At 59.0% G+C, this 23,886-nt stretch carries 14 protein-coding genes and 7 pseudogenes; 15 read left to right on the plus strand and 6 right to left on the minus strand.

Annotated features, from left to right (window positions below):
- The 3 genes and pseudogenes from GWE18_RS40195 to GWE18_RS40205 form a co-directional block, all read left to right on the plus strand.
- A partial coding sequence (locus GWE18_RS40195; RefSeq protein WP_275191048.1) for a thioesterase domain-containing protein occupies positions 1-1,133 on the plus strand: 1,133 nt, incomplete at its 5' end.
- 206 nt (positions 1,134-1,339) lie between these two features.
- Positions 1,340-2,137, plus strand: a pseudogene (locus GWE18_RS40200) (IS110 family transposase); the annotation flags it as partial.
- 10 nt (positions 2,138-2,147) lie between these two features.
- A pseudogene (locus tag GWE18_RS40205) lies at positions 2,148-2,858 on the plus strand (transposase); the annotation flags it as partial.
- Positions 2,859-3,226: 368 nt separating this feature from the next.
- Here the strand turns inward: GWE18_RS40205 and GWE18_RS40210 are convergent.
- The 4 genes and pseudogenes from GWE18_RS40210 to GWE18_RS40225 form a co-directional block, all read right to left on the minus strand.
- Positions 3,227-3,616 carry a response regulator gene (locus GWE18_RS40210; protein ID WP_057852051.1) on the minus strand — a complete coding sequence of 130 codons (390 nt, stop codon included), beginning with the start codon at positions 3,614-3,616 and terminating at the stop codon, positions 3,227-3,229.
- 116 nt (positions 3,617-3,732) lie between these two features.
- Complete coding sequence (locus tag GWE18_RS40215; protein ID WP_275191049.1) at positions 3,733-4,407, minus strand: response regulator; 675 nt, start codon at positions 4,405-4,407, stop codon at positions 3,733-3,735.
- Positions 4,404-7,063, minus strand: a pseudogene (locus GWE18_RS40220) (PAS domain S-box protein). The gene GWE18_RS40215 and the pseudogene GWE18_RS40220 overlap by 4 nt, the downstream one beginning before the upstream one ends.
- Before the next feature lie 427 nt (positions 7,064-7,490).
- Positions 7,491-7,586, minus strand: a pseudogene (locus tag GWE18_RS40225) (IS5/IS1182 family transposase); the annotation flags it as partial.
- Between the two features lie 605 nt (positions 7,587-8,191).
- Between GWE18_RS40225 and GWE18_RS40230 the strand changes: the two are divergent.
- On the plus strand, positions 8,192-10,288 hold the full coding sequence (locus GWE18_RS40230; RefSeq protein WP_275191050.1) for a prolyl oligopeptidase family serine peptidase: 2,097 nt from the start codon (positions 8,192-8,194) through the stop codon (positions 10,286-10,288).
- A gap of 191 nt (positions 10,289-10,479) precedes the next feature.
- Positions 10,480-12,444: a beta-L-arabinofuranosidase domain-containing protein gene (locus GWE18_RS40235; RefSeq protein WP_275191051.1), complete on the plus strand. Its 1,965-nt coding sequence runs from the start codon at positions 10,480-10,482 to the stop codon at positions 12,442-12,444.
- 31 nt (positions 12,445-12,475) lie between these two features.
- Here the strand turns inward: GWE18_RS40235 and GWE18_RS40240 are convergent, their stop codons facing one another.
- Positions 12,476-13,555: a hypothetical protein gene (locus GWE18_RS40240; protein WP_213255622.1), complete on the minus strand. Its 1,080-nt coding sequence runs from the start codon at positions 13,553-13,555 to the stop codon at positions 12,476-12,478.
- Positions 13,556-14,513: 958 nt separating this feature from the next.
- On the opposite strand from GWE18_RS40240, the gene GWE18_RS40245 reads away from it, so the two are divergent.
- The 10 genes and pseudogenes from GWE18_RS40245 (at position 14,514) to GWE18_RS40290 (ending at position 22,627) form a co-directional block, all read left to right on the plus strand.
- The gene (locus GWE18_RS40245) at positions 14,514-14,981 is read left to right on the plus strand and encodes a hypothetical protein (RefSeq protein WP_275191052.1); all 468 of its coding nucleotides are present in this window, start codon (positions 14,514-14,516) and stop codon (positions 14,979-14,981) included.
- Between the two features lie 741 nt (positions 14,982-15,722).
- The gene (locus GWE18_RS40250; protein ID WP_275191053.1) at positions 15,723-16,331 is read left to right on the plus strand and encodes a hypothetical protein; all 609 of its coding nucleotides are present in this window, start codon (positions 15,723-15,725) and stop codon (positions 16,329-16,331) included.
- 2,272 nt (positions 16,332-18,603) lie between these two features.
- Positions 18,604-18,726 (plus strand): hypothetical protein, encoded by a 123-nt coding sequence (locus GWE18_RS40255; protein WP_275191054.1) that lies wholly within the window; start codon positions 18,604-18,606, stop codon positions 18,724-18,726.
- Positions 18,727-19,153: 427 nt separating this feature from the next.
- Positions 19,154-19,312, plus strand: coding sequence for a hypothetical protein (locus GWE18_RS40260; protein WP_190242193.1), 159 nt, complete (start codon positions 19,154-19,156; stop codon positions 19,310-19,312).
- 28 nt (positions 19,313-19,340) lie between these two features.
- Complete coding sequence (locus GWE18_RS40265; protein ID WP_275191055.1) at positions 19,341-19,550, plus strand: hypothetical protein; 210 nt, start codon at positions 19,341-19,343, stop codon at positions 19,548-19,550.
- A 131-nt stretch (positions 19,551-19,681) separates the two neighbouring features.
- Positions 19,682-19,792 (plus strand): sigma 54-interacting transcriptional regulator, encoded by a 111-nt coding sequence (locus GWE18_RS40270; protein ID WP_108522956.1) that lies wholly within the window; start codon positions 19,682-19,684, stop codon positions 19,790-19,792.
- A 408-nt stretch (positions 19,793-20,200) separates the two neighbouring features.
- On the plus strand, positions 20,201-20,395 hold the full coding sequence (locus GWE18_RS40275; RefSeq protein WP_108522955.1) for a 4Fe-4S binding protein: 195 nt from the start codon (positions 20,201-20,203) through the stop codon (positions 20,393-20,395).
- Between the two features lie 228 nt (positions 20,396-20,623).
- Positions 20,624-21,141, plus strand: a pseudogene (locus GWE18_RS40280) (Fe-S cluster assembly protein SufB); the annotation flags it as partial.
- A pseudogene (locus GWE18_RS40285) lies at positions 21,138-21,386 on the plus strand (SufD family Fe-S cluster assembly protein); the annotation flags it as partial. The pseudogenes GWE18_RS40280 and GWE18_RS40285, both read left to right, overlap by 4 nt.
- A gap of 4 nt (positions 21,387-21,390) precedes the next feature.
- Positions 21,391-22,627: pseudogene (locus GWE18_RS40290) on the plus strand (cysteine desulfurase).
- Positions 22,628-23,243: 616 nt separating this feature from the next.
- On the opposite strand, the gene GWE18_RS40295 reads toward GWE18_RS40290, so the two are convergent.
- A complete protein-coding gene (locus GWE18_RS40295) occupies positions 23,244-23,414 on the minus strand; it encodes a hypothetical protein (protein ID WP_275191057.1) in 171 nt (56 codons plus the stop codon).
- Positions 23,415-23,886 lie beyond the last annotated feature (472 nt).

Here is a 23,886-nt window from a genome sequence, read left to right on the forward strand (position 1 = left end):
CGTTTGTGCACCTTGCGGCGCTGCCCTTGACGGTGAACGGCAAGCTCGACCGCAAGGGCCTGCCGGCGCCTAAGGATGAGGCGTATGCGCGCGCCGCCTATGAGGCGCCGCAAGGCGAGATCGAGACCGCGCTGGCGACGATCTGGGCCGAGCTTCTGGGTGTTGAGCGGGTCGGACGGAACGACCACTTCTTCGAACTAGGCGGTCACTCGCTGCTGGCGGTGCGGTTGCTCAGTCGAGCGCTCGATCTTGGGCTGAAGCTCAGCGCCGCCGACCTCTTCCAAGCCCCTGTTTTGAAGAAACTTACGTCGAAGGTTGAGTTGCAGCAGCGGCACCGCAATGCAGCTGGAGTGCTATCCGTTCGTGTAACGGGATCGCAAGCGCCACTCTTCTTTGTTCCCACAGGTTTGGGGGATTGTTCCTATGTCGTCAGTTTGGTCAAAGAAATGGACATGGACTGTCCTGTCTATGCTCTGCCATGGCCGTCCTTCGATGAACTTTGTTCGCCAACTCTTGAGGCGATAGCCTCGCAACTAATCTCGGCGATCAAAGAGATTCAGCCGCAAGGCCCATATCGCTTCGCCGGATATTCCTCAGGGGCATTCTTGGCCTACGCAATTGCCCAGCGCTTACTAAGCCTCGATGAAACTGTGTCATTCATGGCTTTCATCGATGTTACGTTACCTGCAAATCCATTGAGCATGTCGCCAGCCCAAATAGTACTAGAAATGGTGCTAGAGTCTCTCAAGCCCTTGGATGATGAGCGGTTCGAAGTGTTGGAGCACTTTGCTAGACAATGTTCAGTTGCCCAGTTGCTTGAAAAGGCGCAGCAACTTGGGGCGCTATCTCTAGATCATGATCTCGAAATTGACGCTTTGAGGTGTGCAAGAATTGCCCAATTTCGAAGGGCGCTGCAGTTATACCAAGTTCCATCCCTGCCAGTTGAAATACATCAGTTTTATGCCACAGAGGCCAGTTCACCCATACGCGGTTGGGACCAAGTTTTGAGTGCAGCGGCCATTCATGCTGTGCCAATTCCAGGCAACCACATGACGATGATGAGTGCTCCAGAGAACCGCCGAGTTCTGGCTCGATCCATATCAGCGGCCTTAAACCCCAATTTGGGAGCTTGAATCACAGGCGCTCGGCCACCCGAATATGCGGTGTCGCAGGTGATCGGGTGTATGCGCTAAGCCGATCTTTCAATTACATAGGGTAATCGCGGGGGTGGGGACACCGGCGCGGTTGTGATGCGGTGGATTAAGGTGGTTGCCCCCCGATAGGATGAAATACGGGCTCTCGACTCGACGCCGGGCCCAGCATCAAACGGGAGACAACCATGAAGCAGTTTATCGGCCTCGACGCGTCATTGAAAGATACAATCGTCTCGGTGCGCAAAGGAGGCAAGCGGATCTGGCGCGGAAAATGCCCATCCGATCCCAAGCTGATAGCCGATGTCATCCGCAAGCGTGCATCGAACGCGGAACGCGTCGTGTTCGAGACGGGCCCCTTGTCAGTCTGGTTTTACCACGCACTGACACAGGAAGGATTGCCAGCGATTTGCATAGATGCGCGGCACGCCAAGGTGGCGCTAGATATGGCGCCAAACAAGACCGACGCAAATGACGCGGATGGGCTCTCGCATCTTGCCGAGGTCGGCTTTTACCGCGGGGTGCGGGTGAAGAGCTTTGACAGCATGCTGGTTCGCACGCTGGTTGCAGCGCGCAACCAACTGCTCAGGATGACAACCCAGCTGTCCAAACAGATCCGCGGCCTGATGAAGACGTTCGATCTAGTCGTTTCCAAGGGGGCAGGACGCGTGTTTGAGGGCCATGTGTGCAGCCTGCTGGCGAACAATGCCGGCCTCAAGCAGATTATTAAGCCGTTGCTCGATGCCTGGAGGGGCATGCGCGCCCGCGCCGCTGAATTGAGCAAGCAACTTGTTGCTTCAGCCCGCGCGAGTGAGCAATGCCAGTTGGTTGCGTCGATCCCTGGCATCGGCGCGGTAACGACTTCCTCCTTCGTTGCAGCGATCGAGGATCCGGGAAACTTTAGAAAATCGCGCTCGGTGGGCGCCTGGATCGGTCTGACGACCAGACGCTACCAGTCGGGTGAAGTCGATTATGACGGTCATATCGGCGCGGCGACAGGCGAAGCGCTTCTCCAGCGAGATCGCCGAAGGCGTGAAGCGGTCCAGGGGCATCTTGAAGCAGCTGGCGTTGAAAGGCCTGCGTCTGCAGCTGGAAGCGATGCTGCCGCTGGTGCGGCAAGTGATGCGGCAGACCCGGGAACGTATCTTCCGCGGCAACACCCGGGCAGAAGGCAAGCTCCTCAGTGTGTTCGAGCCCTCGACCGAGATCATTCGCAAAGGTAAGGCCGGCAAGCCCAACGAGTTCGGCAAGATGGTCAAACTGCAGGAAGCAGAGAACCAGATTGTGATCGACTACGACGTCTACGATCAGCGGCCAAGCGATTCGGAGCTGTTGATCCCGGCCATCGAAACCCACGAGGCAAAACTCGGACGCACGCCACGCCTGGTGGCGGCGGATGCTGGATTTTACTCCGCCAGGAACGAAGCTGCAGCGAAAGCCAGAGGCGTCAAACGCGTCTGCATTCCCAATCGCTCGACCAAAAGCGCCGAGCGCAAGCGTGAGCAGAAAAAGCGCTGGTTCCGTAACGGTCAGAAATGGCGAACCGGATGCGAGGGACGTATCAGCGTCGTCAAGCGGCGACACGGGCTCGATCGCTGCCGCTACAAGGGGAGCATCGGAATGAAACGCTGGGTCGGCCTCGGCGTCGTCGCCGACAACCTCATCAATATCGGACGCGCGATGGAAAACCAGTCACGCCAACCGTAGTCCGTCCCAGCTCAATCTGGCCTCTCAAGGCCCCGCCAGCCCCTGGCGGGGCCTTGTCGTTGTCCGCGCGGTTGACCAGTCTGGTTAGAAGCGCGAATTTTGCGCCGGAAAGTAGCTAGTGCAACGGAGGACTGGCCGGACGGCTTCATCGGAGACCTCAAAGCACTCACGATGGAGGCCGGCCGCAAGCAAGGTGACGAATAGCGAACGAAGAATGTCAATAAAAGAACCTGATCGCCAAGGATTGCTGACGTGTTGAGCCGTGAGGCCGAGGTCCTCATCGACCTTGTGGTTTGGCGAAGCGCGCGGTCCGCGGGCCGCGCTCACAAATCAGATCCGAACTTTGAGCAGACTGCGTGCTCATCGTCTCATGCGCTGGCTCCGCCGCGATACTTATCCAGTGCGGTATCGAGGCACCTGATCAAGTGCCGTCCAGCGAAGGGCTTGGCCAGGAAGCAAATCGCTCCGGCGCTCAGCGCACGGGCGCGAACGCGATCATCGGGAAAGGCAGTGATGAAAATGAACGGTGCACTGTAACCCTGGGCCCGCATATGTGTCAGCAGGTCCAAGCCGCTCATAATCGACATCTGCACATCCGCAATCACACACGATGTTCCGTTCAGATGGGGCGAGCGCAAGAACTCCTCGGCCGACACAAATGTATGGACGATATAGCCGCGGGATTTCAAAAGATTATTTATCGCAGCACGGACCGACCCGTCGTCATCGACGATGGAAATGAGCGGAGGCGTGGACAAGACGATCCCCTCCTAACGCGGGAAAGGCGCTTGCCGAAGCATAGCCGCCTGGACCAAGGGTAGGCTTGTGGACCAAGGTGGGCTTGCGGGATGAAAATGTAAACTCATACTTAGGCTTATTCGGGGTGGTTGGCACAAATTCCGAGGGTCTCAGCCATTCTGACTAAATCGGCCAGCGACCGTGCGCCCATTTTCTTCATCACCCGTCCGCGATAGATCCTGACGGTCATTTCGGCGAGCTCGAGCTCTGCGGCTACTTGTTTGTTCATCAGGCCGGCAGCGACCAGTTTCATCACTGCCTGTTCGCGTGGGCTTAAGGTCTCGAACAAGGACTGCAAGTTCGCAACCGTCTTCTCAACTTCCCGCCTCTTGCGATCCCGTTCGGTCGCGGCGACGACAGCGTCAAGCAGCTCCTGATCGCGAAACGGCTTGGTAAGAAAATCGACCGCTCCACCCTTCATGGCCTTGACGCTCATTGGAATGTCGCCATGGCCAGTTATGAAAATAATCGGAATGTGAAGGTTCAACTTGGCTAGCTCAGTCTGCAGCTCGAGGCCGCTCAATCCCGGCAGCCTGACGTCAAGGACGAGGCAGCTGGCAACCTCCGGAAGGTTGCCCTGCAGCATTTCCCGGGCCGATCCGAATGCAGCAACGTCCAGGTTCACCGATCGAAAAAGATTCGCGAGCGAGCGACGCATTGAGACGTCGTCGTCGATCACGAACACCATCGCCCTTCCGCTCGACTCCTCGGCCTTCACGCCTTGGTGCGGCGAGTCGGAGCGCCCGGTCACGACACGACCTCTTTATGCAACGGAAGGGCGAATTGAAAAGTCGCGCCCGGCTCTTGCTTGCGGGCGATCGACAGGCTCCCTCCGTGAGCCTCCACGATCGAACGGCAGATCGAAAGCCCCATTCCAAGGCCGCTTGATTTAGTGGTAAAAAAGGGATTGAACACGCGATCCGCGTCGTCCTCGGTGATCCCGACACCGCAATCAGTCACGGCAAGGTGCACGCGTCCCATATCGTCCTGGGATGACCGAATCACCAGTTCGCGCGGCCGGCCCCTGACCGTCTGCATGGCCTCAATCCCGTTCATCACCAGATTTGTGATCACCTGTTGCAGTTGAACCCGGTCACCCAGGATCATGGGGAGGGCCGGCGTCAACTCGGTCCGGAACGACACCTGATGGCTGACCAGCTCGCGTGTCACCAGCGCGATTACCTCCTTGACGATGTCATTGATATCGACCGGCACCATCTCGATCTCGCCTTTCTTCGCAAGCGCGCGGATGCGGCGGATCACCTCGCTCGCCCGAATCCCGTCCTCGATGATCCACTCCACTGAGCAGCGCGCCTCCGAAAGATCAGGAGTCTCGCGACCAAGCCAACCCAGACAAGCCTCGCCATTGGTGATAATGGCGGCGAGCGGCTGGCTTATCTCGTGGGCGATGGAGGTTGTCAGCTCGCCCAGCGTCGTCACGCGCGTCACGTGGGCGAGCTCTGCCTGTGCCTTCCGCAGTTCTCGTTCGGCCTGATCTGCGCGGATGGTTGCGGTGATGTCGGTGCTGACGCCGCGATAGCCGAGGAAATTGCCGGCAGCATCAAAAAATGGCTTGCCGCTGGTCCGGACGTAAATTGGAGATCCCATCTGGGTGACGGTGCGATAGATGAAATCGCGAAATGGAAGACGTGCATCGAGTGTCGCCCGATGCTGCCGCCACTTCTCGGGTTCTGCTTCGACATCGCGCGCAATTTCCCAGCTAAGCAGGCCGACGACCTCTGTGGCCAGAATGCCTGCTGCGCTGGTGTGCTCCGACAAGCGGGTGACCCGGTGGTCCGGTCCGGTCTCCCAGAGCCAGTCGGAGGCCGTTTCGGCGTAGTCGCGAAATCGCTGCTCGCTTTCGCGCAACGCAGCAAGAGCCCTTTCCAGTCGTTCCCTGGCCGCATGTTGCTCGGTGACATCCATATGCGTTCCGATGAGCTCGCTGACGTTGCCATCGCTGCCGACCACGGCGTGCGCAACGGAATGTATGCGCCTTATCGCGCCATCTGGAAGAAGGATTCGGAAATCATATTCGAAATGCCCTCCCTTGTCTTTGATAGCCTGGCGCGGCACTTCCTGAAGCCGCGGCAAGTCGTCTGGATGGATACGCGACCGGATGGTCTCTATCGATACAGCCTGTTCCGGATCGAAGCCAAACAGACGATCGATTTCGGCGGAGCGATACACAAATTCGAGACGGTGGACGTCCCAGGACCAACTGCCCGTGTGGCTAAGATGCTGGGCTTCGGCCAGATAGGCCTCGCTACGACGCAACTGCTGTTCCGCCTGCTTTGCAGCCGTCATATCCGTCACTGCCCCGACAAACTCGACATCACCAGACGCGGTTCTAGTGGCTCGTGCCTGCGCGTGGAGGTGCTTCACCGAGCCGTCCGGCATCAGCAGTCGGTATTCGTGCTCGAAATCCTCTTCGTTTTGGAGCGCTCGTTCGATGGTCTCTCGCACGGCAGCCCGATCTTCTGGATGGGTTCGATCAACGACGAGTTGCGGGATCGGTTTCGTCGACGGATCGTATTGGAAAATACGAAAGGTCTCCTTTGACCAGTGGACCTCGCCGGTGGCGACGTTCCAGCCGAAGCTGCCGGTGCGGCTCAATTCCTGCGCCTGGGCCAGATGGGATTCGCTCCGCCGCAGGGCAGTTTCCGTCCGCTTTCGCTCGGTGATATCTTCGCAAGCGATAAGGACGACGAGCTTGTCTTCTGCCCACTGCATGGCTTTGGCGTTTTCGCGCACCCACAACACCGAGCCATCTTTCCTGATCTTCTGGATCTCCCAAGTGTGCGATTGGCCGACCGTTTCAATGCACAGCCCGACGCGCTCGCAAACAAACGGACGATCCTCTTCCAGAAATACCTTGAGCACGGAATGCCCGACAAGCTCCGAGGGCGCATAGCCGAGCTGTGTTGCGCCAAACGTGTTGACGTTCAGGACCATTCCGGTGGCATTGACTGTGAATTGCATGACCGGGTTATGCTCGAAGATTTCGCGCCACTGTTTCTCGCGGTCGCGCAACTCAGCCTCGCTGCGCCGGAGCCCGGCTGCAGCCTCAAGCGCAACCTCCCTTTCTCGGCGGACTTTTCCGATCAGGTGCGTTCCAACAATTGAGGCAACAAGAAAGGCCACAACCACAGGAAGATCCTGCGGATCATTCAGATTGAAAGTGGGCGGCGCAAAGAAGTAGGCCAAAGCAGCGACCGGCAAGATGAAAAGCATGGCAGAGGCTATGAGGCTGCCCATCAGAGAAAACACCAATATCATTTCCAAATAGCCGAACGCCGTCGCGGCGAATGGGCGTGAAGGTACAACGAAGTTAGCGTCATCAACGCCAGCGCGAAAAACTGCGTGGCTGAGCGTCCGAACCTGAACTTAGTAGGCTGGTTACTCATGATCCTAAACTATCGAAAGGAGCTGGAGAACTATACGAATGTTTTAACCCGGCCCTGGCGCTGATTTTCAGCAGCTAGCGCTAGCATTATCATGCCTCGGCACAATTCAGCCATTATCTCAATGGCTTACGCGGAAGAGCGACTTCCGTGCTCCCCGGCTTTGATGACGCCGAAAGAAGCTTCGCCAAAAATTGGCCGATTGAGGCGGCCATCAAGACCTTCTTAGAACCCCCACGGCAGTGCGCGTAGAACCGGTAGAGCGCAACAAGCGAGGCCGGCACTTCGAAACCGAGTATCAATCACGGGAAGCCTTTGGCGAGATGCCTATGTTGGCCAGTCTCCTAAATCTAGGCCTCGAGCAGGGCGTCGGCCAGGCGCCGTGGACCGCACCGGGCGAGATCTTGGAGGGGGACTGCGCGGCTTTCGTGTCGACCCGCGCGTGGGTCTTGGTGGTGAGGCCTCCTCGGCTTCGGCCCACACAACGATCTCCACTCTTTTTTTGGCCCCGGAGGCGTGCTGATGGATGCTTACAATCGAACTGCCATCGTGAGCCTTGACGACAGCATTCATCAGACCGATCCCAGATAGCCGCCTTGCGCCACCGGTTGAACCGATTGTCGTGTACGACCCGTATCGTTCCGGCAGGTGAAGGCCGGTGCCGCAGTCGAGTAGAGTTCATTCAAGATAGCCACACCAACGCGACCACGCATAGTGAGCTGCTTCTGTATTGTTAGATCTTATCGATTGCGCTCCGACCTGTTTGGCCCGGAGCCGACCAGCATTTGGTGTCTTAAGGCGGTTTGGAGTGGCGCTTTGCAGCAGCGGTTATCATCTACGGTGTCGCCCAAGCCGCTCGGTAATATCGTCCCACTCGCCACAAGCCGAGCTGGCATCGAAGATGAAGTTGCCACCGGCAGCCTGGGGTCCAAGGGTTGAGGATGTGATGCGTCAGAGCGCGCCCAAATCAACTACCAACTTCAGCAGTGGATGAACTGACGCAGACATGGCAATTAGCATTAAATGAACGCCGCGCGGCGGCCAGATCAAGGAACTACGGATGCAATATGTGAAAGCTTTGATGCGGTGCCATGTCGGGAGTGCGCGTCAATGCCAGGGATGGAGTGAAGCGTGATCAAAGCAAGCGCGACGACAAAGTCGCTGGCTGGAAAGCCCACGCCTTCCGCTCCAGATGATGATCCCTATCTGTGGTTGGAACTGATCGAAGGCGCGCAGGCGCTGAAATTTGTCGAGTGGCAGAATGGCAAGACGCTGCAGGTGTTTGGCGGCGCGGCATTGGAGCGGGATCGCGATGCGCTGACCTCGATTTATGACCGACCTGACAATATCCCCTATGTCAGCCGGCGCGGCGGCTACCTCTACAATCTCTGGAAGGACGCCAACAATCCACGCGGCGTCTGGCGACGAACCTCTCTGGAAGAATTTCGCATACCGAAGCCGTCATGGGAAGTTCTGCTCGACATCGATCAGCTCGCTATCAGCGAAGGCCAAGACTGGCTTCTGAAAGCGACGGCCTCACTGGCCGGCGATCATAGACGGATGATTTTGAGCCTATCGCGCGGCGGCAGCGATGCCGTCACCTTGCGTGAGTTCGATACCGGCGCGAAGACATTTGTCAGCGATGGCTTCGTCCTGCAGGAAGCTAAGGGCGGGGTTGAGTGGCTCGATCGCGATACGCTGGTGCTGTCGAGCTCTCATGGGCAGGGCATGGCGACGACCTCCGGCTATGCGCGTACGGTGAGGCTCTGGCGTCGCGGTACGCAGGCGGATCAAGCGCCGGTGATCTTTGAGATCGCAGCCGATCATGTCGGAGCCGGCTGCGATGTCGACCACACCGTTGCGCCGCCGCGGATGTGGTTCGTCGACGGGGTGGACGCCTTCAATTTTGCCCGCTGGCTCGGTGACGAATCCGGCGCCACGACTAGAATCAATTTGCCAAGCAACGTCTGGATGCTCCCCCATCGCGATTGGCTTGCCATCAAGCCGCGCGAATCCTGGTCTGTGGCGGAGCGGACCTATGCCGCGGATACGGTGCTCGTCACCTCGTTGGCGGCGTTCCTTGGAGGCAACCCTCAGTTCGAGGTTCTTTTCGAACCGGGCCCGCGCCGCGCGCTGCAGGGATTCTCTTGGAGTGCAGGCAAGCTTGTGCTCTCCGTTCTCAACGAGCTGCGGCCGTCCTTCGAGATCTGCACGCCATCCGATAAAGGGTGGACCCGCGCGCAACTGCGCGGGCTTCCCGACATCGGGGTCGTCGACCTCTGGCGCCTTGATTGGGATCCATCGGAAAGCAATGGCGACCTGCTCGCCGTGAGCCAAGATCCGCTCACGCCAGCTTCGCTTATGCTGATCGAGAATAACGTCGGCAATCCGACCGTGCTCAAGCAGGCGCCGAAGACCTTTACCGCGGATGGGCTGGTGGTCACCCAACACGAGGCCATTTCGGTTGATGGCGAGCGCATCCCCTATGTACAGACCGGTCCGGCCGACGAGACGGGCGATGCGCCCGTCCATATGAGCGGCTACGGCGGCTTTGGGATCTCGGTGAGGCCGTACTATAATTCAGCGCTTGGCAAGCTTTGGCTCGAGCGCGGCGGCACCACGGTGCAGGCGAATTTACGCGGCGGCGGCGAGTTCGGTACGCGCTGGCACGATGCCGGCCGACTCGGCGGTAAGAAATTGTCGCACGACGACTTCGCTGCCGTTGCCGCCGATCTCGTGCGTCGCGGCGTGACGGAGCCGAAGCGGATCGCGGCCCAGGGCGGATCGAACGGCGGCATCCTCATCACCAATATGCTGACGCGCTATCCGGAACGCTTCGGCGCGCTGTTCTGCACGATCCCGCTGATCGACATGCGCCGCTACACCAAGCTTCTGGCAGGAGCAAGCTGGATTGCAGAATATGGGGACCCTGACAAGCTCGATGACTGGGAGTGGCTCAAGACCTATTCCGCGTATCATGCCGCCAAGCGCGGCCAAAAATACCCGCCGATCCGGATCGCCACTACGCGGCGTGACGATCGTGTTCATCCCGGACACGCGCGCAAGATGGCCGCGAAGCTCCAGGCGATGGGCTACGAGGCCTATTTCTACGAGCCGGCGGCGGGCGGCCATGGTTACGGCCGGGACAACAGGGAGCGCGCCGGCTTCGAGGTGCTGGGCTTTCGGTTCCTGAAGAGCAAGATCGGCTGGCTTGACGGCGAGGCTTAGGCGGGCCCTTTCTGAGGCCTACGCCGTCCAGCGGCATCGGGGGCAGCCTTTCCATTTCTAGCGCTTCAACGTTCGCGTGGAGAATACGATGGCGCAGCCGCCAATTTCGAGGCCGCAACCTCAACAACGATCATGGCGAGCTGGCTTGCCTGAGCTAGGCGCCCGTTCGCCCCACACGAAGGAGAAACGAGATGAATCAGCGGGATGTGGCCGAAGTCAATCTTCACGACCTACAGGTCTCGGATCCGCTGATTGGGAAATGCCAGCACTTGGTGACGGAAGTGGCGATTCCCTATCAATGGGACGCGCTGAACGACCGCAATCCCGCAGCGACACCGAGCCACGCGGTAGAAAACTTCCGTATTGCCGCCGGACGTGCGAAGGGGGAGTTCTACGGCACGGTTTTTCAGGACAGTGATGTCGCAAAATGGCTAGAGGCGGTTGCTTGGTCGCTGTGCCAGACACCCAATCCGGACTTGGAGAAAGCCGCCGATGAGCTGATTGAAGTGATTGCGGCCGCTCAATGCGGCGACGGCTATCTCAACACCTATTTCATGCTAAAGGCGCCTCAGGACCGCTGGAGCAACCTAGCCGAATGCCATGAGCTTTACTGTGCCGGCCACTTGATTGAAGCGGGTATCGCTTTCTTTCTGGCTACTGGCAAACGACGCCTGCTGGAGGTCGTTTGCAAGCTTGCTGATCACCTCGGCACAGTTTTCGGCCCGGAGCGCGATCAGTTACACGGCTATGATGGCCATCCAGAAATTGAACTTGCATTGACGCGCCTCTACGAAGTGACGCAGGAGCAGCGATATCTGACGCTAGCCAATTATTTCGTGGAGCAACGCGGCACAGAGCCGCACTTCTATGACATAGAACACGAGAAACGCCGGCAATCCTGCCACGTCAAATCATCTGGCGTGCCCTTGACGGTGAAAAATAAAGCCTATAGCCAGGCGCACCTGCCAATTTCGGAACAGCGGACCGCAACCGGTCATGCGGTTCGGTTTGTATACCTCATGACTGCGGTCGCTCATCTCGCGCGGCTGCGTCAGAACGAGCAGCAACGCCAGGCTTGCCTGCGGCTATGGCAAAACATGGTGCAGCGCCAGATCTATATCACCGGCGGTATCGGCTCGCAAAGCTTCGGCGAAGCGTTCAGCAGTGATTACGATCTGCCGAACGATACTGCGTACGCGGAAAGTTGCGCGTCGATTGGCCTGATGATGTTCGCGCGCCGTATGCTGGAGATGGAAGTGGACAGTCGCTATGCCGACGTGATGGAGCGCGCGTTCTACAATACGGTCCTGGGCAGTATCGCTTTTGATGGGCGTCACTATTTCTATGTTAACCCGCTCGAAGTTCATCCCAAAACGCTGCGGTCCAATGGCATCTACAGTCATGTCAGGCCGGTGCGGCAACGCTGGTTTGGCTGCGCCTGCTGTCCGCCGAACATCGCACGCATCTTCACATCAATTGGTCATTACATCTATACGCCATGCTCCGACGCGCTCTATATCAATCTCTATATTGGCAATAGCGTGGCGGTATCGGTCGGCGGGCATACGCTGCGGTTGCTCATGAGCGGCAACTATCCTTGGAGGGACGAGGTGGAAATCGCTGTGGAATCTGCACAGCCAATCGCCCACACGCTCGCCCTGCGCCTGCCGGCATGGTGCAGCGCGCCGGAGACGACCCTGAACGGCGAACCTGTCAATTGCGAGTCGCGCAAGGGCTATTTGCACATTCACCGCACGTGGCGGCAGGGAGATCGGGTCAAACTATCGCTGCCGATGGAAGTACGCCGCGTATACGGTCATCCGCAACTTCGCAATTTGGCGGGCAAGGTGGCTATCCAGCGTGGCCCTTTGATTTATTGTCTGGAAGAAGCCGACAACGGGACCGAGTTACACAACGTTTGGCTTCCTGCAGAAAGCCGGTTTTCACTTATCGAAGGCACTGGTCTCTTTAGCGACAAGATTTTGCTGCAGGCTGATGGGGCCAGGTTGCAACACACGCATTCTGAAGAAAGGGCGCTTTATCAGTACGACAAAGTGCCCGGACAGCTACAACTGCAGCCGCTGACATTCATTCCGTGGTTCAGCTGGGCTAACCGCGGCGAAGGCGAAATGCGGATTTGGATTAATGAGCGTTGACGCGAACGCCTGAGTCGCGCGTCAAGTGCGATCAAGTTTGGCCGTGATGATGCCGTATCATCTCGGGCGCATCGGAGCTGACCCTTGCTTTCTTGACGGGCGGACCATCTTGCAGTGCGTCAGCCGTGTTCGGATTATCTACGCTGGCTGTCCGATAGTCAGCTAGATTGCCGCCCAGAAACAAGACCTCGGTCTCCTCGGTCGGTATTCCCCTCACCCAAACTCGCAACTCCTCATCTCCAGGAGCATGGCCGCGCTCTAAAATACCGTTGATTTTTTTGGTCGGCCAAGCGGTGACACTCGGTACCGTGTAGGTGTGTAACTTCTTAGCGTTCTCTGCAATTGCCTTCGCGCCATGCTCGGTCTCGTCCTTTGAAAGGAGCAGTCGTGAGGGGTCCTCGCACAATGACACAAAAGCACTCTCTGTAACGCCTTGGGTGTGCAATGCAGCGAGGCGCGCCATATCAATTTCGTCCTCCCTTTCGTCGTCCGAGCAGATAGCGGCCTTAGAAACATGCGGGCTAGCGTGAGCACGCAAATCCGCTAAGGAACGCACATGCGCGATGGCACTCACCTCCTTCTCTAGGAGCGGCTCGCAATCGATGTCCTCGTTCTGAAAACGGTGTAGCGGCAGATACGATGATGCCAACACGTCCTCAAGAATGCGGTCGCCATCGATACTGCCCGCGGAAGATCCGGTTGTTCTTGGCCACTGTGCTGTTCGCTGCTCAGCCAGCCTGATCTCGTTCCTGAGCGCCTCAACGTTCGCTCCGGCCAGTGATGCGGCAAGTTCGGCGCGCCCTCGGATGAACGATGGGGCCGGGCACCGTTCGCTTTCCTGGATAGCGCACGCTCCCAGATTGCCTTTCGTCATGATCGAGGGCGATCCAACTTCGGAATCTGTCAAAGCGGTAGCTGAATCAGACGTTTGGTGGATTGGCCGAAGGTCACTTAGCTGCTGCTCAAAGTTCGCTTGGTCCGCGGACGGGTGTGCTGGTGACCTGGTTTGTCCGCTCAGGTCGTCCGGCTGTTCCGGCGCCCGTTGATGCTGCCGCAGGAGACCGTAAGCTTGAACGGAGTCTTCTGCAGTGTTCGGTGTATCGATATTCATTGTGTTCCCCGCGAGCATAGGTGCATCGGTCCTATTTTTGTAAGGGGGGCGGCTTTCGAGAAGCTGACGAGTCAGAGAAGGAATGCCACTGACGCCCAAACTTTTTCGATCGCTTCCCGCTCAGCTGCCATCACTGCGGAGGAGAGCGCCCCACGAACCTGCATCGGCGGCGCGGATCCACCCTCCGCCACGAAGCGGACGACTCGTAGCTGCAACAGCACCACTACAGGATGTCAGAGCCGTGGGGGCGATAGGGCTCTCTCCTTTCCAGTCGCGCTCGCCGTCGTGGCTCGCTGCGGCGCCTGCGGCCCAGGCACCCGCAAGATCTATCGAGCTCAGCCGCAGCGCAAGCATCGGCCGGGCAAGGCTCATCATTTTGATTTCGACTTCAGCATGATGGCCTGCACGGCCATAGGGCGATCCGCTGCCCCGTACTGGGCTGCTAGCGGAGCGGCAAACGGAGGTTGCAATTGCTTTCACCTTCCCGATTCAAAACTCTCTCATGCTCATAGGAGCCTTTCTTCGGCAGACACCGATCCTGCTGCACCCGCAGAAAGAACGCTTTGGCCATTGGCTCATATTCTATTTTCTCTAAACCGCGTCAGCTTCTCGAAAGCTTACGATAGTAGCGTGGGAGGTCGAGAGCGAACGCGCTGCTCAGATATGCGAAACGGCTCCAATCGGACGGGAACATGGCCCCATTTAACAAAATCAATCCGTTCGACAGAGAGTTTGCTGCCTACAACTCCACGGTCCAACAGCCGCAACAGCAGCAAGTGGATTTTGCGCCGCATTTGGACGAGCTGCCTCAGATGGATGCCGTTAATCCCGACAGAGAGTTTTCGATATCTCTGAGGAAGACGATCGCCTCATCCAAGCAGCGGCCGATGCAGCCCGTGATCGGGGGACGCCGCCGAGCACCGTCACCGTCGGCATTTATGATCGTCATCTTCGCAAATTGGCTGATGCGCTCAAGCGTTCTGGCCAAACTATTGCTATGCTCGATGACGAGTCGTTGCTCGATCGCGCTAAACGGCTGTTTCCGAAAGACAAGGTAATCGTCCCCGCGTTGTCAATGCTTAGTCGATATCGTGAGCCCGGTGCCGCCGCTCGCCCCATTACAACACATTATCGCGCTTCCAAAGAAGATGACCGCCTCATCAGGGCGGCGGCCGAAGCAGGCTTTGGTCGAGCGATCGACCGGAAAACCGCCGAAAATTATTCTAGCAATCTTCGCAAGTTATCTGCAGCACTCCGGCCTTCCTCGATTGCTATGCTCGGTCACGATTCGCTGGTCGGCCACGCTAAGAGGTTGTTTCCGAGCGACAATAAACTCATCTATGCGTTGAACAGGCTTCGTGAGTACCGCGAGAGCGCGGGCAGGGCACTTCGCGCGAGGAGGGAGGCAGTTCGCGGTTGCCATTAGGGCCGGCGGCCCATGCGCCCGTGCAAAGTTTCGGTCAGGAACAGCTTTTGGGTAGTGCCGCGGATCGGGGCGGCCCGGTGCTGGCCGACAGATTCGATGCGCCGGAGCTTTGGCAGGGAATGGGTTCAGCCGCCCACTGGCCCGCGCAGAGTGTCGACCAGGAGCAGCTTTTGGATGCCGCGGATCGGGGCGGCGAGCCTGCAAGCCAGCTTTGAAGAGCGCGTGAGCGGACTGCGAGACGGTTCGGGCTCGGGCAGGCCCAGGCGCGGCTACAGCCAGGCCTTTGGGGAGGACGTGGCGCTTATTCGCGAAGCCAAGCCAGCAGCCCGCGACAAAGGCGTACCCGAGCGTTGCGTCACGAACGCGCGAACTGATGTACAAGATCTAAGCATCTGGCTTCGCTAGAACAATAGGGCTTCAATAGCGGGCCGGCTTGACCACGATTCCCTTGTGGCCGATATGCGGGACTATATCACCAATGGTGGTGGTCCCCGGAGTGTCGTGTCGTCGGTGAACAAGCTCCTGCCCGGGACACTCCCGACGCTAGACGACCTACTCGGTCGAGCCCCTCGCGCCCTAGATCCCTATCCCCTAGATGCCCGCCTGATCAACGAGGCGTTGTGGCACGCCGCGCGCGACGTTGGAGCCTCGACTGGTGAGCAGAGGAGGCCTATTCATATGCGGGCTACCCGTCTTCGCGCGCTCAGTGACTGGCTGAAAAAGGAGAATAGGGGGAGCTCGTTGGCCGGCTCAACGGCAGTCAGCGGCAGTCAGCGGCACCAGTACGCGTTTCAGGAAGACGTTACGGTGTTCAGGGGATCGGGTCGAAATCGAACACTAATGGACGGGGATTTGGCGATCCTTCGGAACTACCTACAAACGGTCGACGCGGACCAGGCGCTGGGGTTGCAAGGCCGCGAGCAATCGGGTTTGCCCGCAATGGAGGGCGATCAGGACCCTTCTGTCGGGGCTCCGTTGTCAGACATCTATGGCGGTCTTGAGCCACTGATTCACCTGAATGCGCCCACACCGTACGATTTGCGTGACGATGCTCACCCTGCGCCCGCGCTGGACCTCGCCGGACCGTCTGTCAGGGCTCCGTCGCCAGACATCCACGGCGGTCTTGAGTCACTGGTTGATTTGAATGGGCCCACAGCGCACGATTTGCGTGACGATGCTCAGTCTGCGCCGGCGCTGGAACCTCGCCCGACCGTCGTCGTCTGCCAGGGCCCGTCGCCAGACATCTACGGCGGCCTTGAGTCACTGGTTGATTTGAATGCGCGCACAGCGCACGAGTTGCGTGACGATGCCGACTCTGCCCCGCCCTGGACGCCGCCAAACCGGCCGTAAGTCGTCCGGAATCGTCCCACCCGGTAAGCGGTTCAGAGGCATATCACGCAGCGACCTGATTTCTGTTTCGCCGTTCCTGCAGGACTTTCCCACGGCACCTACAGCTGCCGGACGCGGGCAGGGGAGGGCAATTGGTCGACGTCAAGGCCAGCCGCGAGCTAGCCGACGTTTTGGTTCGACATGGATGGCAATCGCACTGAGAGGCTTCGAGATTTGCAAGAGCGGGTTAATCGGCGCGAATGCGAGAGTGACTGCGTCGCTGATCAATCAACGCGGCAGAAGCCACGCTGATAGTGCGATCTTCTGTCGCCAGCGCTCGCCTTCGCATATTATTGATGACGAGCTTTGCAATCGCTGCCGGCAGGAAAATGATCTGGACTTTGAGGCCGCGAACCCAAGACCAAAGCGATCCTGACGACCCCAGGAAATCACACCATCGCTGTTGCGGGACCGATTACCGGGGCGAATCCGCCTTCGGCCGCCAGTGAAGCAGTTCAAGTGCGCGGGCGATACGCAAGATATCGCGCGCAGGTCACTACCCTTCACATCCGTAGCAGCTACGACAGGATTCCTGCATTGTCCGCACCGCGACACGCGCCAAGATAGTGGATCCGATTCACCCCCTGCGGCCAGAGTTAAGACCTTCTCGGCAAGGCATGCCTTCAACGAAGACGTCCGCCTCGCTTCGGGCACCATCCGGACAGCATGCTCCAAAACACCTCTCAACTCAGCACATACTTTATTTTGCGCGGATTTTGCAGGCGTCATGATGCTACTCCACAAAATAGAACCTGTTCATGCGGGCTCCGGCCTACCCAGCCAGTGTTTCCAAAAAAAACATAGAACTCGGCACCCGATGGCCCCTTCCGTCGAGTGAGTGTGGCAGTCGGGTTGGGGACGGTCACACCGACGAATACAGGAGATATGATGAGGTCATGTGACAGTTCGACGAAGGAATCACTGCGGCTCGCTGGGATGTAGTGCCACTCGATCTGCCGGTGCTGCGACCAGCCCGTTGCCATGCTGGTGAGCTCGGTGCCGCGCGGGGGACGATCATCGCTGGACAAACGTGGAATGCAATCACAGCGTTGAGCTCGCGCGCGATCCGCAAGACTGGCGACGAACGTATCAACGATAAGCAAGACGTTCGCGCGTGAAGTCATCGACGATGGCCAGGATGCGGAATCCAGAATAGATCTCAACTTCTAATTGGTCGAGAGCGTCCAGGCCCTCATCGCGCTCTTGGGGAGCTCAGTTCATTTAGCGGAAGACCGAAGCGCTCTGGCACCCCCGGGGGCGGCGCGTAGCCGGCCAAGGAATGGCTTCAATGCTCTTTCGATGGCGTCCCGATCAGCCAACAGCTTTACCTTCGTCCACCACCAGATCGTCTCGTCCATGTCGACATCCAGTCCAGAGAAGAATTCGATGCGCTGGCTGCCTCCGCGTCGCTCAACGCGCGAAGTTTGCGCCACAGTCAGTTCCCTTGCCGCTCACCACAGTGCCAGCCCAAAATCCACCCGGTATCGCACTCGCACTACGGTTCATCCGAAGATGTGCTGAACGATGCCTCCTTTTTTTCAGACGAGAAGCGCGTAATCCTATCGTCATGGCCCTTGGATATGTATGGTCAATTCCCCCGGCGCTTCGCGAGGTAACGCTTATCCTGCATAGACTGTATCTGGACGACATGCTGGCGGCGCTGAAGCAGCTGGACGAGAAGAACGGCCCGCCGCCACGCGGGGATTGGCCACGCGGCGGCCTCGTTTCAGCAGGCCTGACTGCACTGCTGCTGACGAGCCGCAGCGTTCTATCGACAGACACGCTGCGATGAGGTGGTATCGATCGATGCAAGCCTCGCGCACACCGAATCATTCGCGATCGAGCCGCGAGGCAAATGTACTGCCCCTTGCTGAAGAATGGCACGATTGGTCAGTAGTTCCAAACTAAGTAGGCATCCGGGATGACTTCGATTGATGATAGCTTAAGTGAGATCAAATCCGTGCGGAACGACAATTGGCGTTGTCGTAGATTGCTTCAAACCGAGCTGCCTGATGCGGAGCGAAAAGTCGTTGAGAAGCGCCTGCTTGAACAGCGTTCCGCCTTTGAACGGCTCTTAGCAACCACATTTCCTTTGACGTTGAGGCTCTGTGGTCAATTCGGAGCCTGTGCCGCCGGGCCGCGGCTGTCGATGCCAGTCCATTGCGCCAATCGGCCGCGCGGATCGATCTCCAAGAGCTTGACACCGGAACGAACATCGCTGCCGTGACGGGAGATGCCGCGCAGCACACCGTCCCGCGAGGCCAACACCGGCACGCCGGAGATGGCCGATTACGAGATCTTTGTAGATGCGCGTGCCGATTTCGACTGGCGCCCGCCAACGGCCGGCGAAGTTTGATTAGACAAAGCGTTTCCGCGCCTAGATCACCAGCCGGTTCGCAATGGCGTCGGCAGCATCGGTCCATCCGTCTCCGTCGACGATGCCGATCCTGCCGGTCGGGTTTCGTCTGCGACATGGAGACGAGGACCTGCCCCCGCCTACTGCAGTCGGCGCGAACCGCTTTAAGCATCTGCATGGTATCATGGACGCGCTCACCGACGACATCTTCCATCTGCGCGGTGTCGGCAAACAGAGCGTCATGAAAGGCCATCTTGCCCCGGATCACAGGCGGGCATGCAGCACGCGCTTTCTGTCCGAAAGCAAACCCTCGGCTTGTCTCAAATCCGCCAATCTGTTGCGAACGCGACGTTGCGCAAAAGTCCGAGGGCTATCGCGTCGCTTACGCTAGCCTAAAACCTTGCAGGAAATAAGCAGATAAGGGCCAATGTTTTTTGCGATCGCCGCACATCCGGTGTTTTGCCCCGACAATATGGATGCACTCGGCGCTTTCAAAGATGCGCGCATCGTTCACTTCGCAATGGTGCAACGGTTGCGGGCAGATCGGGTGCTGGACGATCGATCGATTCCGACGGCCGCCCTCTAGCCATCATAGCCAATCTGGTCGGCCAACCGTGAAGCTGCATTGCCTGCTCGCGCGCGACTGCGGGCAATTGTTGGCGCCGCGCTCGGGGCTACAGAAGAGGCTGTCAGAGCAGAAGCCCACCCGCGACGGCAAGAAGGTCCATTTCAAGCGTCATCAGCACCGTCACTGCGGCCAGATCGAGAAGATCGCGGTCGTTGCCAAGTCCAACACGATCGTACTGTTGCGGGGCGTTCCGTGACCGGCGAGGAACTGGTCGCCACGCGTGCACGAGCTGTCGCCCCCGCTGCCTGAGACGGTGCTGGATCGGAATTGTCCGCCCAAGAGAAGAGGTCTTCATCGGAGCGCTGAACTCCGCTCAAGGAATATCGAATGGCTGACATGGCAACGCCGTTTCTCGACGAGATCGGTGAGATCTCGCCACTCCCCCAGAAGCTGCTCTGTCTCCTGCAGGAGCAGGGGTTCCAGCGCGTCGGCGACTAGAGACTATCAAGGTCGCCGTACTGTCACTGATGCCATCAACCGCACTCTCCAAAGGCGGTGGCGCGAAACAAGTACCGCGCAGACCTCTACCATGGCATCAGCGTCGGGGAGCGGGGCGAAAATTACCGACCGCGACACCGTTATCGCGGGCGTAGAGAAGTCGGCCTGGGCGCGGGCGGAGGGCGATTCGCCTCCTCGAATTAACCCCATGCCAGACCAGCTACGCGCTCAAGAAGTACGGCATTCATATCAGGCGCCTGTGAGCCGAGTGTTGTGGTCGCGACACGCTGTCTGGCCCAGGACACGCGCGAGACGGAAAATAGCCGAGATAAATCAAAGCTCGGCGTTTGGCACGAGCCTTGAAAGAAAGAAGCCGTCCCGCGTCGCCTGCCCAAGGAATCGGAGTTTATGGCTTACAAGATAATTGCCTCCCAGTGCACCGTCTGCGGCGCGTGTGAGTTCGAATGCCCCAACGCAGCAATCGGCCTCAAGAACGACATCTATGTAATCGATCCGAAGAAGTGCACCCAATGCGAGGGTGATTTTGACGCGCCGCAATGCGCTGTTGTCTGCCCGGTGCCCGACACATGCGTGCAGGCATAGAAGAGCGGCCGATGAGTGGGGCCGTGACGCGCAGCAAGATTGAGACTCTCTCGGCGGCGGCAACTTCTCTGATCGGTCGCCCGATTGGCCTGATCGCCGGCCTCGAACTGCGTGCGGCTAGCGCGATCGCCTATGGATCGAAGCAGGCACGGCGCAGCCCTCGTCGGAAATGGGCGGAGTTGTCCTTGCGGAGCGGGCAATGTAGCCGTACGGAAGACGGTCGACCAGGTGCGCCGCATCGACGTCGACCAGTATCGATATGGTTTCGAGACGGTCATTGAGTCGGAAAAGGCCCCAAGGGTCTGTCGGAAGACACCGTCCGCTTCATTTCCGCTAAGAAGAACGAGCCGGCCTGGATGCTGGAATGGCGGTTGGAGGGCTATCGCCGCTGGCTGACCATGACCGAGCCGACCTGGGCGCGCGTCAACTACCCCAAGATCGACTACCAGGACATTCACTACTACGCGGCGCCGAAGCCGAAGAAGACGCTGTCCTCGATCGACGAAATCGATCCTGAAATCCTCAAGACCTACGAGAAGCTCGGCATTCCCTTGCGTGAAGTCGCCATTCTCGAAGGTGTCGAGCCCCCGCCCGGCGGCGAGCCGTCGGCCAATCGCAAGATCGCGGTCGACGCGATGTTCGACTCGGTTTCGGTCGCGACCACGTTCCAGAAGGAGCTGAAGGCCGCCGGCGTGATCTTCATGCCGATCTCCGAAGCCATTCGCGAACATCCCGAACTGGTGCAGATGAGGCCGAGGCCGACAACCAGCCGGAACTTGAGATTTGCGCCGACGACGTCACCTGCCGCCACGGCACGACCACCGGCGCGCTGGACGAGAGCCTGCTGTTCTATCTGCGCGTCCGCGGCCTTCCTGAGAAGGAGGCTCAGTCGCTGCTGATCCAGGCGTTTGTCGGTGAGGCCATCGAATCGATCGCGAGCGACACTTTGCGCGAGCACGTGATCGCAGCTGCAGAGCGCTGGCTGGAGCGCGACGATGAGCATGCATCCGGCAGTCGTCAACGGCGCATACGATGTGAACCGCCTGCGCGAGGACTTTCCAGCGCTGGCGACGCAGGTCTATGGCAAGCCGCTGGTCTATCTCGACAATGCCGCCTCGGCGCGGAAGCCAAAGGCGGTGCTCGATCGCATGATGCAGGCTTACACGTCCGAATATGCCAACGTGCATCGCGGCCTGCATTATCTGGCCAACGCCGCGACGGACGCCTATGAGGGCGCCCGCGCGAAGGTGGCGCAGTTCGTCGACGCGCGCCGCACCGAAGAGATCATCTTCACTCGTAGCGCCACCGAGGCGATCAATCTGGTCGCCCAGACCTTCGGCCGCGAGTGCATCGCACCGGGTGATGAGATCGTTCTCTCGATCATGGAGCACCACGCCAACATCGTGCCCTGGCATTTTCTGAGGGAACGCTATGGCGTTGTCATCAAATGGACGCCAGTGGACGGGGAGGGCAATTTCCTCCTCGAGGAGTTCGAGCGGCTTCTAACCGAGCGCACCAAAATGGTTGCGATCACACAGATGTCCAACGTGCTCGGCACCGTATTGCCAGTGAAGGAGATCGTGGGGATCGCGCATGCACGTGGCATCGCGGTGTTGGTCGACGGCTCGCAAGCCTGCGTCCATGTGGATTTGATGTCCGCGATATTGATTGCGATTTTTACGTGATGACGGGCCACAAACTGTATGGGCCGACCGGCGTCGGCGTGCTTTACGGTAAGTATGCGCATCTGGCGTCGATGCCGCCGTTCAACGGTGGCGGCGAGATGATCCGCGAGGTCTCGCGTGGCGGCGTCACCTATGGTGATCCGCCTCACGGGTTCGAGGCTGGCACGCCCCCGATCGTCGAGGCGATCGGTCTGGGCGCGGCTGTGGACTATATCAATTCCATAGGAAAGGCACAGATCCACAAGCACGAGAGCGCACTGCTCGCTTACGCGCAGGAGAAGCTGCGGGGCATCAACTCATCGGAACGGCGGCTGAGAAGGCCGCGATCATCTCCTTCGAAATGAAAGTCGCGCATGCACACGATTTTGCCACCGTCATCGATCGTGCAGGCGCGGCGGTGCGCGCCGGTACCCATTGCGCGATGCCGCTGCACGAGCATTTTGGCGTGCCAGCGACGTGCCGCGCTTCGTTCGCTCGCTACAACACGCATGAAGAAATCGATGCGCTGGCGGGCGCGCTTATCAAGGTGCAGGAGCTGTTCTCATGAGCGAAGGAGCAGGCCCCCCGGCCATGAGGCGCGTCGTGTATACGCGAATTGCCGCAGCGATGGGCTAAGCCTTGTATCGCGGAACTTCTGCGGGGGCGAGTGGGTCCGCTCCTTGACGCTGATTAAGAAGGGCGCATGCATCCGCACAAGGATGTTGGCGAGCCGCTCGTTTTGGCGACACTGGATCGTGCGGCAGAGCCGGCGTTTTCTTCGTGATCTCTACTACACCCGTTCGGGTTCTTCGTCATCGCACTCACGAGATGATTCGTCTCGGCGAGAGGGTGGATCTCTCGGCGGAGTTGAGAGACACCTGCCCGTGCCGCCTGAATTGGCCTGTGTGCCGCCGACCGAACCGTTTCCGAAGGCGGGCCGCCGTTCACCGTGACGCTGGTTGATGCGCTGATCGAGCCGTCCACATCAAGCGCCCCGCATGTGTGGTCTCAGGGCAACAATGGCGAGAGAGGGACAAAGATTTGGGATAGATGCTGCAAGGCTGTGCAGCAGGGGGCTCGCCCTCAAATTTGATTCTGAGCACGGGAGCGCCCCAAACGGGCGCGGTGGCCTGCCGATCCTCAATCGCCATTTGCCTGTCGGGCTAAACCAAGAGCTGGCGGGACTACACGTCCCCGTAGGCCGCCTCGACATTCTTCCCGCGGCCATCGCCTGCGATCATGAACAGCGCGCCGATGATCGCGAGGTTCTTCAAGGCATCGACCAGCACCTGGGCGTTGCCGGGCGCCGGCTGATTCCAGAAGTCGTAGAAATAGTAAGTCGAGATCCCCGACATAGAAGACTAAAAGAAACACAAGCGCGCACCAAAGTTCAACGCGATCATCAGCCCACGATGAGTGCGAGCGCGCAGACCACAATGCGAGCGCCTTGGGGATTGAAAAATTTGATCGCGATGAATCGGCGGTCTGCTGTATGCCCAACAGCTTCGTCGCCCCCGTGTAGATGAACAGGACGGCGAACAGAACTCGCCCGGAGGTAACGAACGCTGGCATCGTCGACCTCACTGCAGTGCGGATGCGCGAAGAGCGGACCGAGCAGCGGAACGATTGTGGTCGTTCCGCTCTCCGCGATCAAATCGAATCCGTCTGCGCGCGGAAGGCGACGCCTTCAATTAGCCGAACTAGGAGCCTGTCCAGTTAGCATCGGGAAGCCGGTTTTATCCGAATGATAGCGGCTCATGCGGCCCTCGCCAGCTTGACGAGGTTGTGAGCGGTGCAAATCAGGGCCCATTCGGGCTTCACTTTGTC

The sequence above is a fragment of the Bradyrhizobium sp. CSA112 genome, from assembly GCF_029051645.1.
GTDB lineage: Bacteria > Pseudomonadota > Alphaproteobacteria > Rhizobiales > Xanthobacteraceae > Bradyrhizobium.